6 protein-coding genes are annotated in these 13,357 nt (G+C 32.1%); all 6 read right to left on the bottom strand.

Translation table 11 applies throughout. The features are described 5' to 3' along the window. Positions 1-3: 3 nt before the first annotated feature. The 6 genes from AC5SR4_RS11715 to AC5SR4_RS11690 all read right to left on the bottom strand — a co-directional run bounded on the left by AC5SR4_RS11715 (position 4) and on the right by AC5SR4_RS11690 (position 13,210). The gene (locus tag AC5SR4_RS11715) at positions 4-1,746 is read right to left on the bottom strand and encodes a hypothetical protein (protein WP_495356430.1); all 1,743 of its coding nucleotides are present in this window, start codon (positions 1,744-1,746) and stop codon (positions 4-6) included. Further along, positions 1,739-2,980, bottom strand: coding sequence for an MFS transporter (locus AC5SR4_RS11710; RefSeq protein WP_495356429.1), 1,242 nt, complete (start codon positions 2,978-2,980; stop codon positions 1,739-1,741). The genes AC5SR4_RS11715 and AC5SR4_RS11710 overlap by 8 nt, the downstream gene beginning before the upstream one ends. Then, the gene (locus AC5SR4_RS11705) at positions 2,977-4,029 is read right to left on the bottom strand and encodes a glycoside hydrolase family 130 protein (protein ID WP_495356428.1); all 1,053 of its coding nucleotides are present in this window, start codon (positions 4,027-4,029) and stop codon (positions 2,977-2,979) included. Before AC5SR4_RS11705 ends, AC5SR4_RS11710 begins: the two co-directional genes overlap by 4 nt. A 229-nt stretch (positions 4,030-4,258) precedes the next feature. Continuing rightward, the gene (locus AC5SR4_RS11700; RefSeq protein WP_495356427.1) at positions 4,259-5,746 is read right to left on the bottom strand and encodes a RagB/SusD family nutrient uptake outer membrane protein; all 1,488 of its coding nucleotides are present in this window, start codon (positions 5,744-5,746) and stop codon (positions 4,259-4,261) included. A gap of 11 nt (positions 5,747-5,757) precedes the next feature. Next, positions 5,758-8,814 (bottom strand): SusC/RagA family TonB-linked outer membrane protein, encoded by a 3,057-nt coding sequence (locus AC5SR4_RS11695; RefSeq protein ID WP_495356426.1) that lies wholly within the window; start codon positions 8,812-8,814, stop codon positions 5,758-5,760. A 202-nt stretch (positions 8,815-9,016) separates the two neighbouring features. Next, complete coding sequence (locus AC5SR4_RS11690; protein WP_495356425.1) at positions 9,017-13,210, bottom strand: hybrid sensor histidine kinase/response regulator transcription factor; 4,194 nt, start codon at positions 13,208-13,210, stop codon at positions 9,017-9,019. Between the last annotated feature and the right edge of the window lie 147 nt (positions 13,211-13,357).

The raw sequence follows: 13,357 nt of genomic DNA, 5'->3' as shown, positions 1-13,357 counted from the left end.
GTATTACTTTGCAGAAGCATATCTATAATCTATTATAACATCATCTGCATATAATTTGCCGTCCTTTTCAGATATAACAGCATCTTGGGGAACCAACACTAATAACGAAGCTTGTTCTTTAGCTATAGTAAATGTGAAATTATTTTTTACATTTTGAACAATAAATGCTCTTTTTATGGCATCATAAATTTTTAAGCTGTTTTCACCCAAAGAAATTGCGACTTCTTTTGCTTCTGGATTAGGATTATAATATAAAAAAGAAGGAAACGCATCATCCCGATAGAAATCGGTTGCCAATAAATTTAATTGAAGGATGTTATCTACATTTGTTTTTGAAATAATAGAACCTGCTATACCGACATGGCCACTTCCATAAATGCTAAATTGAGACACATCTGGATTTCCTTTAACCCAATGTGGGCCATCGCCAATGGCTACAGGTGCTTCTATATGTTCATATTTTTCAAAATGCGCGTTTTTTATCAATCCCTCATAAGCAATCACACCTTTGGTATATTGTTTTTGCTCTGGAATGGTTTGGTGTTCATCTGGCATTTCATAAGGATAGAAAAATTTCAAAGCGTTACTCGCATTTAGCATCCATTTCCCAATAGTACTGGCGTATCTTTGATCATACCTAACCATGGGTACTAAAGGCCACATAGAATCGTATGTATTCATTAAAAACCCAAAACCACCATGATCTACAGTACTCCCTACGATTCCAGATACATCATATCCATTCCAATTACCAACTAAAACACCCCATCCTTCTCTACATTCTGGTGTTCCATTAAACGTCCAATCAAGAATTTTACTGTAATCATAATTAGCCCCTTCTTCAGCATTTAACCGTGCTGCCACATAAGCTCCAAAGGGCATTAATATTTCATAAAACTTATTGTCCTTTTGTGCCAAAAGCGCTTCTAAAGAAGATTTTGCCCCTTTTAAATATTTTGGATCTTGAAATTTTTGATAGGCAGAATACAAAACATAAGCATGCCCAGCTGCTGCATCTTGTTGCTTACAAATCCAATTATCTTGAGGCTCTAGTTTTGCATAATCAAAATAGGAATGCGCATAGTTACCAGTCATTACAGAATCTGCTTCATAAAATTTATCTGCTACTGAACGCATAATTTTTGAATAGTCCTTTTCTTCTGGATAAAAATTTGCTAATCCATAAAATAACACATTTGGGTATACATCGTACCACCAATCTCTTGCATAGCCACCTCCAAGCAATGCTACTTCAGGGCATGTGTTATTCATAACAATATTCCAATTGGTATCAGAATTAAAATAATTTTTTAACATGGAAACATAATTTTTTCCGTTTTGATTTGACTTATCAATACCTACAAGAGTAGCTCCGAAAACAGAGCCTATAGTTGCAAGTGACTCATGAAAAATCCCGTTATTATGTTCTGCACCTTGCCGTAAATCTCCCATTGCGGTGTAAATTCCAAAAGTCTCCTGATTGAAATTTTTACGTGAATTATCCTTCCATATTAAAGGCCAATAATCACCTGTTTGAGTATCATCAAAGACTAACGAATCAAATCCTTTGGCTAAACCTTTAAAATCTATTATTTTAAATGGTTTAGGTAGATTGGGCATAGAATCGATACGGCTTAGTTGAATCTGATCAATTGGGTTCTCTATAACAAATTTAGCATGTTTGGTAGTACAGGAATTAAAACCTATATAAACCAACAAAACCATTACATAATTAATTCTACGCATTTTCATTTTCTAATTTTTCTTGTTGTTTTAAAAGTTGTTTAGCAATAATTATAGAAAGTAATTGAAGTACTCCAATAATCAATAAGGCATATCTTAGTGCAATATCTGCATTTATAAAAAACGCAATCACTAGAAACGTACTAGCCCCTATTAATCTACCAACAAATAGTCCAAATTCGTGGTTCAATATATAAGAAAATTCATTTCTGTTTTCAATTTTAGACAAAACATCAATAACTTTAAGTTGAATGGGGAAATAAGCAATATCAAGAACAGGTCTTGCTATTAATAATAGAAACATAAAGACAATAACGCCAACGGAATTAAATAGTAATCCGTTAAAAAAAGAAGCCATAAAAAAGCATATTAATCCAGTACTAAAAATTATTAAGCGATGTTTAGGTTTTGAATATTTTCCCAGAAAGAGCATAATTACAGCCGCAATTACAGCTCCAATTGATATAGCTGTACCCAATGCGCCTTCTGAATGAAAAAACTTCATCATTAACATAGCAGGTGCGGTTACAATAAAACCTTGTGCCAATCCTTTTAGCAATGCTAATTGAAGCATTTTTTTCCAAAGTTTATGAAACTTAAAATAAAGGAACTTCTCGCTTTTTGGTTTTTCATATTCTCCAAAATGAAAAACTACTGAGGCAATAATTGTTATAATAAAAACTATGGTAGTAACAACTTTATATCCCGAGTTCACACCCGCATTAGTAGTACCATTTCCATTCATTAAATACCATCCAATCATGACTGGTACCACAGCTGCTATGATGGTATAGAAAAACGTTTCCAACCCATAGTAAAAATTCCTGGTCCTATCTTTGGTTGTTGCCAACACAAGGTAATCTCTATTAGCCCAATACAACCCAAAAGACATTCCCATAATTAAACCCGCTCCTACTAGTCCAAAATAATTTATTTCTTTTAAGGACATCATAAAAACCATAGAAATGCCACTTAATAACATACCTAAAGAGAACAATCGCTTAATATTAATTCTATTTAGTAAATAGCCATTAATAAAAAAGGTAATAGGTATCCCTGTATAAATGGCCATTTGATAAAAAATTACTTTTGAAGGGTCATTGGAATTTCGCATGATATAAGACGCTACAAAAATGTCTATTACTGGTAAAACAAAGGCGTAAATAACATTGGTAATAATTAATATTTTTGCGCTCCTTGTAAAATCTTTCCACCCTACTTTTGCTAAATCTATCATGATTGTTCTAGTGTTTTTAATATTTGGTTAATTGAAAAGCTTGCTAAACAAACATGTTCATCTGATGCTCCGTAATACATTTTAATAGTATCTCCTTCAACTATATGGCCATTTGTAAAAACTACATTCCCAAAAAATCCGGTTTGTTCATAAGTCGCTATTGGCTCCATGATGGGTTCTTCAGAACGTGCAATGACTTTAGAAGGGTCTTTTAAATCCAAAAGCAATGCTCCTAAACAATACCGGTGTTCTTCTGTAGCACCATGATAAATTGCCAACCAGCCTTTATCTGTTTTTATAGGTGCAGCTCCAGCACCAAGACGTTTACTATCAAATTTTCCTTCACGACTTTTTGCTATACATTTATGATCTCCCCAATGGATACCATCGGGCGACTCTGCCAACCATATATAGTTACCTCCTAATTGCGGACTACTTGGTCTGTGGAGAGCGAAATATTTACCATTTACTTTCTCCTCAAAAATGGCACAGTCTTTATTGTGAGGGCTAAAAATCATGCCTTTCTTTTCGAAAGTTTTCCAGTCCTTAGTTGTTCTTAATCCTACCCCTACGCCATTATCAGAAACCATAGTATAGGTTAAATAATAAGTGCCCTCTATTTTTGCTACTCGACAATCTTCTATGCCATAAGATTCATAGTCTCCTTCACCAAAAAGTGACGGATACGCCTTGTCTTCTTTAAAAATTACTCCATCATTACTAAAAAGTAATCTTAAATGAGATATTGTTGTTAAATAATCCTTCCCATTATAATTAACAACTCTAGCATCTGAGGCATCTAATTTTGGATCGTCAAGATTAAACTTTAAAATTTCTACTTTACCTACAGAATTATATACGGGCACAGATAATAATCCTTCTTTTTGGACAGTACGTTCCGCCACACGCACTAGAAGCCCTATTTTTCCTTTAAATTCAAACACGCCTGGATTAAGTAAACATTCAATAATCATGTTTTTATTACTAGGGTTTAAATCTTTAGGAGACAAAAGAGGGTTTTGACTGTGTCTTTGTGATATATCTTTCATATAAATTTGGAATTTATTTTTCCTTTTCTAATAGCATGAGTTATATTTCCAGTGCCTATTTATTCTAGTTGTAACTAAATCAAATAGTGTATGGCTTTATGTGTGGTCTGTTTGTTAATGACAAAGCACATTAACTTGTTATTAAAAGAGAAGTAGCAAACTAACAACTACTTCTCTTAAACAAATTATATTAAACTAAACTCAAGAATTAACTATTTTGAAAGGCTAATTAATAACCAGGATTTTGGGTTATAGTTCCTCCTGACTTATCAACTTCTCCTTGAGGTATTGGATATAAGTAATTTTTGTCTTGAAAATTCTTTCCTAGACCTGTTAAAACAGCTTTAGCAGTTCCCCATCTTTTTAGATCATTAAATCTTTGAGACTCAAAACCTAATTCAACTCTTCTTTCAGACATCAACCAGCCTCTTATTTGAGCTGGATCAGTTGAACTTGGTCTATCTGCCAAAGTTCCTATTGGTACAATAGAACCATCTGCAGTGGCAGTAGTTCTTGCCCTTGTTCTTACTTGATTTATAATTGTAATAGCTCCAGGGTAATCTCCTGTTTCATTCAATGCTTCTGCTTTCCAAAGTAGTACATCAGCATAACGTATATAAATTTTGTTACTAGGGGCATCATCATTTCCTTTAAAATCACCAGTTGTATTGCCTAATAATTTTGAAACATTTTGATTAGCTACATCTACGGTATATAACAATCTTGGGTCGTTGGGCTCAAAAGCATTTATAAAGTCAGTACTTGGTGCTATAAAACCCCACCCCACTAAAGCACACAAACCGTTGCCTTTTCTTGGGTTTTGATCAGACACATGGTCATATGCAAAAATAACCTCGTTTTCAGAAAATTCTTTTGTTACATCAAAACTATCAAAATAATTAGCGTTTAAACTGTAAAAACCAAGTGCATCCAATTCATCTACAAGGCTAATTACAGCTGTCCAATCCTCATTAAATAATGCCGCTTTAGCTTGCAATGCAATGACGGCTCCTTTTGAAGCTCTCCATGGTTCAGAGGGAGAGGGATATTTCGAACTTGGTAATAATGATTTTGCCTCTGATAAATCTGAATTTATCTGCCCCCAAATTTCTGTAGAAGGCACTCTTACTGCTACATCAAAAGCTTCCTCAAACGATTTTAATGGAACTATTAAAAGTGGCACATCACCAAAATTATTTACTAAATCAAAATAATAAAAAGCTCTTAAAAAATAAGCCTCTCCTAATAGTTGATTCTTGCGGGCATCAGCAATACCAACCTCTTGAGTTACTTCAGGATTTGTTAAATAACTTATCGCAAGATTTATTCTATTGATGCCTTCATAATCATAAAGCCATAATCCATTAAATCCACCATTATCTGCAGTAAAACTAAAAGCACTAAACTCATCCATCCAAGCTTGATCACCATCTGGATTCCATTTTTTATTCATGTCATTGGATGCAATGTCTTGTAAAATAAAATCATTTCTAAGTACAGTTCCATCATCCCAACCCCATTCACCGATAAGATTCAAGGTGCTTGCAAGAAGTTGATATGAAGAGCTTACAGAAGACTCCAACGTTGTTATTGTAGGCGTTGTATCGATTTGATCCAAAGTAAGAAGTCCTATTGGCTCTTTTGTTAGTTCATCATTACAACTCACAAAAGTTGTAATGATGCATATAGCTATTAAACTATTATATATATTTTTCATAATTATTGCTTTTAAAATTTAACATTTAATCCAAACAGAACGGATGATGATGATGGATACGTTCCTCTATCCATTAAATCTGTTGATTCAGGATCCATACCAGTATATTTGGTTGTTGTAAATAAATTTTGACCAGATACGTAAAGGCGGATATCTTGAACTCCTTCTATACCATTTATGGTATATCCCAACTCAACATTTTTAAGACGTAAGTAAGATGCATCTTCAACAAAAATGCTTGATACTCTACTACTTCCATTATCTTCAAATGCAACTCTTGGAATTGTATTACTAGTACCTTCTCCATCCCATGCACCTAAAATGTTAGTTGTATAATTAAATGGACGTGTATCATAATCTAATATTTTCTTAGAGTCATTGTATCTATCAACACCTTCGACACCTTGAAAAAGGAATGAAAAATCAAAGTTTTTATATGATGAAGAAAACGAAATACCATATGTTAAATCTGGTATTGAGCTTCCAAGGAATTTCCTATCATCAGAATTGATAACTCCATCACCATTAATATCCTCAAATTTAATATCTCCTGGTTTTACACTTGGGTTTAAGGTTCCACTTAAATGAGTGTCTATTTCTGCCTGATTTTGATAAATTCCAACCATTTTATAACCATAATATGCATTTAGTGGTTGTCCTACTTGTGTTCTTGTAACTTGTCCAACAAGATTTGGCACGTTAGGATGTAATTTTTCAACTCTATTTACAACTGTTCCTATGTTTGCATTTAAACTGTATTTAAATTCACTACTGGACTCTCTATAGTTTAATGAAAACTCAAATCCTTTATTACTAACCTCACCAGCATTTACAATGGTAGGAGCAACATCTCCAACAATACTTGGCAAACCTATTGGCAATAAAATATCTGATGTATTTTTCACATAATATTCTGCAGAAAAAGTCAATTTATTATTTAAGAAGCCTACATCAACACCTATGTTGGTTGATTCTGAACTTTCCCATTTTAAATCTTCATTTCCATAGCGGTTAACAACAACTTTCCCATCTATTTGACTAATTAAAGTTAAAAAGGCATAGTTGTCTATCTCTTGGTTTCCTAATTTACCCCAACCAGCTCTTAACTTCAAATTTGATAACCATTTGACATCTTTTAAAAAGTCTTCATCTGAAATTTTCCATCCAGCAGAAATTGAAGGGAAATAACCCCATCGATTTTTTTCTGAAAATCTTGAAGATGCATCTGCTCTCATATTAGCAGTAACCATATATTTGCTATCAAATACATACGACGCTGATCCAAAATAAGAGAATAATGCCCATTCTGAAGCGCTTCCTCCATTCCATAGATCTGCTTCTGTTGCACCATAATCAATATATCTAAAGGTGTTATCTGTATTATCAAAACGTGCTCTGCTAGCTCCAATTGAAGAACTATAATTATTAATGTATTCCATTCCTATTAATGCACTGATATCGTGTATATCATTAAAGGTTTTTGCATAATTTAATGTATTATTAAATGTAATAGTACGTGCTTCACCTCGTTCTTCACTTAAATTATTGGGGCGATTTTGTCTTCCTAACCCTTGATCAGTAGCATTTCCACCGCCGTCATCATCTCCAAAATTCTCATTAAATGTTTTATTATGAATAAATGATAAATCGACTCCAACGTTGGTTCTAAAAGTTAATTCTTTATCCTTTAAAAAAGAATACTCGGCATATATGTTTCCAAATGTTCTAAAATCTTTTCTTACATCATCTGTGAAATAAGCCAGTGCAATAGGGTTTTGTGACCATTCGTACTTATCACTTTCCCATCCGCCATTATCTCTATCATTATGCAAATAAAAAGGCAAATCTGTAAAAGGATCTCTTTGAGAATAGGTAGGATCATTAACATCCTTATATACCCCAATAACAGGTGGCCTCAATAATGCATGTCTAATAATTCCTGGTGCATCACCTTTTGATGATAATTTGTCTTGTGTGGCATATGTTAACTGGAGGTTGGTTCCAATTTTCAAGCGATCTGTTAAGTCAACATTAAGGTTGGTTCTATAACTTAACCTTTTGTATTTATCATTATCAAATATTACAATACCATCTTGACCATAATAACCCAATGACATTAAAAATTGAACTTTATCACTTCCTCCACTTGCAGTAAATTGTAAGTTTTGAGATTTTCCAGTTTCAAATAATTCATCCAGCCAATCAGTATCTGAAAAATCGGCTCTTCCTTTATCTGCTGTATAAGGATTAGTTCCAGTTCTATCAGAATTATTCCAGGCCTTTTCAACGGTATTCATGTATTGTTCTGCATTCAGCATATTGGGTAAGTTAGAGGCATAATGTAATCCTGTAAAATAGTTTACATCAAAACTTATTTTCCCCTCTTTTCCGCTTTTTGTTGTGATTAACACCACACCACCAGAAGCTCTTGAACCATATATAGCTGCTGCAGAAGCATCTTTTAAAACGGTCATGGATTTTATGTCAGCTTGATTTAAAAACCCAATATCTCTTGTTGGAATACCATCTATTACATATAATGGGTTATTGTCTCCTATAGTTCCTAATCCACGAATACGAACTTCTATAGGGTCACCTGGAGCACCTGTACTTGATGTTACTTGTACACCTGCAATTTGGCCCTGTAGGGCTTGAGTAACATTTACGACCCTTGTTTTTTCAAGATTTCCCATATCCACAACAGAAACAGCACCTGTTAAGGTTGACTTTTTTCTTGATGAATATCCTACAAGAACCACCTCATCTAATGCCTGCATATCTTCTAATAACGTGATATTAATTTGGGATTGCCCATTAAAATTGACTTCCTGAGTTGTATAGCCTACCATACTAAAAACGAGAACCGAATTAGTAGCAACATTGTCTAAAGTATAATTTCCATCAAAATCTGTTGCTGTTCCTGACGATGTTCCTTTTATAATAATGTTTACACCTGGTATTGGACCATCCTTATCAGTTACAATTCCTGTTATGGTTTGTGCATTCAAAGCACTTCCAAATAATAGGGCTCCTATTAAATATAGGTTATACATTAAATGCTTTTTCATAATAATGATGAATTAGATTGATTAATAATTTGAGTACTTTTTTTCATGATATTAATTAGTTTAGTGAGTTAATATATTATCAAATCTTAATTTGAAAACCTGATGATAAATATAGATTGAGAGTACAACAAATAGTGTACACTATATCGTCAAAAGTGTACACTAACTGATAATAACCTCTTTTTAAGACAATTAAAATGAGTTATTCTTGATTTATATTTGAATTATTTTTAATTTGATAATTTTTAGGAGTAATACTGTACATTTTTTTAAACTCCCTATAGAAATAAGATCGGTTATTAAAACCTGATTGATAACACACCTCCGAAACTGTAAAATTGCTTTTTCTCAATAATTCTGCAGCAAATTTCAACCTAATAGTCCGGATTAGGTCGGCAGGAGAAAAACCAAAATTTTGTTTAATTTTTCTGTATAGTTGAGAGTTACTAATTCCTAACCTCTCTTCAATAAACAGGCTTTGTAAATTATCATTCTCTATATTATCACGAATTAATTTAATAACGTTTCGTATTAATTCTTTGTCATCATTTTTAACTTGCAGATTTTTTATGTTTTCTAAAAATGTATCCTGTGATAATTGTTTTATTATAAGCGCTCTTTCTTCAAGGAGTTTTTGAACCCTAACAAGAATATGGTCTGGATGAAATGGCTTTGGAATGTAAGAGTTCGCACCACTCTCCAATCCTTCAATTCGATGGATAATTGAATTTTTTGCTGTAAGCATTATTACAGGTATATGGCATGTCCTGTCCTCACTTTTAACTTTTTTACAAAGCTCAATCCCATCCATTACAGGCATCATAACATCAGTAATAATAATATCAGGGAGTTTCTTTCTCAGTATCTCTAAAGCCTCAAAACCATTGTTTGCAATAACGATTTTATACTTTTCCTTTAATAATTCATTTAAAAATAATTGTATTTCCCTTTCGTCTTCAACGATCAAAATCACTTTGCGTTTTTCTAAAAATGCTTCAAGTGATGACATTTTATTTAACACACTTTCTGTGTCATTTGGACTTTCGTCTAGTATGTTTTTAAGGTAATTTGAAATCAAAATTTGACTTCCTTCTGTGTCAATTTCGTTAATTTTAAAGGATACCTTACTGCAGGGAATCGTAATTGAAAAAACAGTTGATTTATTTGGCTTGCTCGACACATCAATGTCCCCTCTCAATACTGTTACCAATTTTTTAATATATGCCAATCCAATCCCTGTCCTAAACAAGTCTGTATCTGATTTGTCAGTTAAAAAAAATCTATCAAACAAAGAATCCAGTTTTTCTTTTGAAATTCCTTTACCAGTATTGGACACTTTAATATAAAGTGTTTTTGTTTCATCACCCAGAATATATGACTCTAATTTGATACTTCCATTTTTAGGGGTGTATTTAAATGCATTGGATAAAAGGTTGAAAATTATTTTTTCTATTTTATCTTTGTCAAACCAACCTGTTAATTCAGTGGGTAATTCTAACTCATATTCAATATTTTTATCTAAGGCCCATTCATCAAATAGCTCAGCTATTTGCTCAATCAAATGTACCAAATCAAACTGCTTTGCAGAAACCTCCAAATAATCATATTCGGCTTTTCTGAACTCAAGTAATTGTTGTGTTAAAAAAAGAAGCCTAGAAGAGTTTCTCTGGATCATATTTATGAACTTTTTACTTCGCTCTCCCAAATTTTCAGACTCAGCAAGCTTTTGTACAGGTCCTACTATTAAAGTTAAAGGTGTTTGAAATTCATGAGCAATGTTTGTAAAAAACGTCAGTCTATTTTGATGAACTTCTTCTTCTCTCTTTTGAATAATAATGTTTTGCCTTAATTTATACTGTTTGTTAAAATAGCTCCATACAAATAGTGTAAAAAGGAGTAATAAGATAATATAAACCAATATGGCGACATTTGATTGCCAAAAGATAGGCTTGATTTTAATATCAATAACATGAACAGGCTTACTCCAGATACCATCACTGTTGGACCATTTAATCCACAAAGAATAGGACCCTTTTGGAACATTTGTAAAAGAAATGATTCTTCTATTATTAATAGAATTCCAATCTTGATCAAAATTATTTAATTTATATGAATATTGACATTTTTCACTGTTTATATATGTTAAAGCTGCCAATTCTACATCAAAAAAGTTTTGATTGTGTTCTAAAGTTATAGACGGAAATGTTTTTGAATTTGGAGATACGACAAGCCCTTGGTAATATGGAATTTCTTGATTTTGGCCACTAATTTTATCAATAAGAATATCTGGTATAACTTGAGATTCTTCTACTTTTGATGGTAAAAAATAATTAAACCCTTTAATCCCTCCCATAAAAATAAAATCTGTGTTATCATTTTGATAAAAAGCACCGTCTGCAAATTCATTGTTTTGCAAACCTTCATTTTTAGTATAATTAATGAATTTTGATTCTTTAACCACAAAATTAGATAATCCAAAATTTGTACTTATCCAAAGATTAGATTCTGAATCTGAAACAATCCCATGAACCGTGTTGTTTGGAAGGCCTTCTTTTACCGTAAAATTTTTAAATCTAGGTTCTTCACCTGTATTAAATTCTTCTAGCAAATTCAAGCCAAAACTTGTTCCAATCCAAAGTCTTTTTGCTTGATCTGAATGAAGACATAAAATATCGTTGTTTGATAAACTTTGCGAATCATCTTTTTTGTTTTTGAATGTTTTAAAAACACTAGTTTCCTTATTAAAAAGATTCAATCCACCCAATCTGGTTCCTATCCAAAGTTCTTTATTGTTTTTTGGAATAATAGAAAAAATAATGTTGCTGCTTAAAGATTCCTTTTCCCCATTCGAAGCCAAATATTGTTTAAAATCAGTTATTTTTAATGCTTCACCATAACGTGAGATTTTAAACCGAACCATGCCATATCCATTAGTCCCCAACCAAATAAATCCATTATCATCTTGGTAAATTGCATAAGTAGACTTAAAATATGAATAATATTCATTCCCAATAATATCTGTCCAACCAATAAGTTTTGATTTTTTTAAATCAAAGACATTAATTCCAGGCCCATCTGTTCCAACAAAAATAAGATCATCCTGTCCTTTACAAAGTGAAAATATTGAATTGTTTATAGGGCTATTATTTTCATTAAAGTTTTGATATACTAATGGTTCGTTTTTGTTTAAATAAAATTTATTTGAAAAGCGAAACAGCCCTTTTCCTTTTGTTGCAACCCAAAATGAATTTTCTTTTACCTCTAAAAAGGCTCTCACAATACCTCCATCTATTTCAGGTACTTGAGCACTGGAAACTAAATTGAATACTTTTTTTTGTGGGTACATTTTGAAAAGCCCATCCCCATCAGTCCCAGTCCAGATAACATTTTCAGTTCCTTGTAATAAAGTTGTTATTTTTTGGTTCTTTAGTTTCTTAGCCCAGGTATTATTTAATATTCTTCCTAAACTATCAATAATAAAGTATCCTGAATCATTATATAACAAATGGCCTTCTTTAGTTCTTGATATAATATTATGGATGCCATATTCATTAATTTTATGTTCAGTTTTTTCATTAAAGGAATATAATACAGAGTCTCCGGTAAGCGTAATCAAACACATTTTGTTTTGGGACAGAATTCCAAAATCTCTTATATCGGTTAAAATCTTCTCGACTTGAGAAACTGTTTTTACTCCTTCTTCATCGGTTTTTATTTTCAAGGAATAAAGTTCATTGTTATCTAACAGTAAAAGTAATTCACCGTTTTGCGTGAATACCATCTTATTAATAGCATTACTGGGTAGATTTTTAATTTCCAGTAATTTAAAAATATCTCCATTAAAGTATCCAATTCCCCAATCTTTAACTGCACAAAAGACTATTTTTGAAGCATCAAGAGCCATATTGAATTCTGATTCGGAAAAAGTAGGTTTGTCTTTTCTGGAAAAATAATATCTTTTAAACGTATTCGATTTTTTGTCATATCTATTTATGCCATGGACAGTCAACACCCAAATATGTCCAGTATTATCTTCATCAATTTTAAGAATTACTTGGTTGGTAAGACTGTTTTCATTATTTAATTCCGGTCTAAATACCTTAAAACTATTACCATCATATCTATTTAAACCATCCCAAGTACCAATCCACAACAAATTTTCAGAATCTTGAAAAATAGTATTTACAGAACTGTTAGAAAGTCCATTTGTATTATCTAATTGTTCGGTAGAATATTTAGCATCAACAGCATTTGATTTATCAATAGGGGTATCATTAAAAGAAGGCATCACCATTTTATTTTTAGGTGGACTATTTAATGCCGTTTGCCCATCTTTTTTACTACAACCTAAAATTGATAAAAAAATAATTGCTATTAGTAACTGGCTGGACTTCAAATCTAAATTTAATTGATTAAAAACTTAGGAAAACAAAGAAAAAATAACATTTTAAACAATTATTGTCTTCTTACACAAGAATACGAATTTTACAAAAACATTGCTTGTTTTTAATTGATTATTTAAAAATAAATGCAGTTATAGTGA

The sequence above is a fragment of the Aestuariibaculum scopimerae genome (assembly GCF_059428085.1).
Note: the sequence above shows the minus strand (reverse complement) of the source record. Positions and strands in the feature narration are given on the sequence as shown.

Bases quoted from the DNA above. Each gene is read 5' to 3' on its own strand.
- AC5SR4_RS11715 (WP_495356430.1), bottom strand. From the start codon at position 1,746: ATGCGTAGAATTAATTATGTAATGGTTTTGTTGGTTTATATAGGTTTT.
- AC5SR4_RS11710 (WP_495356429.1), bottom strand. From the start codon at position 2,980: ATGATAGATTTAGCAAAAGTAGGGTGGAAAGATTTTACAAGGAGCGCA.
- AC5SR4_RS11705 (WP_495356428.1), bottom strand. From the start codon at position 4,029: ATGAAAGATATATCACAAAGACACAGTCAAAACCCTCTTTTGTCTCCT.
- AC5SR4_RS11700 (WP_495356427.1), bottom strand. From the start codon at position 5,746: ATGAAAAATATATATAATAGTTTAATAGCTATATGCATCATTACAACT.
- AC5SR4_RS11695 (WP_495356426.1), bottom strand. From the start codon at position 8,814: ATGAAAAAGCATTTAATGTATAACCTATATTTAATAGGAGCCCTATTA.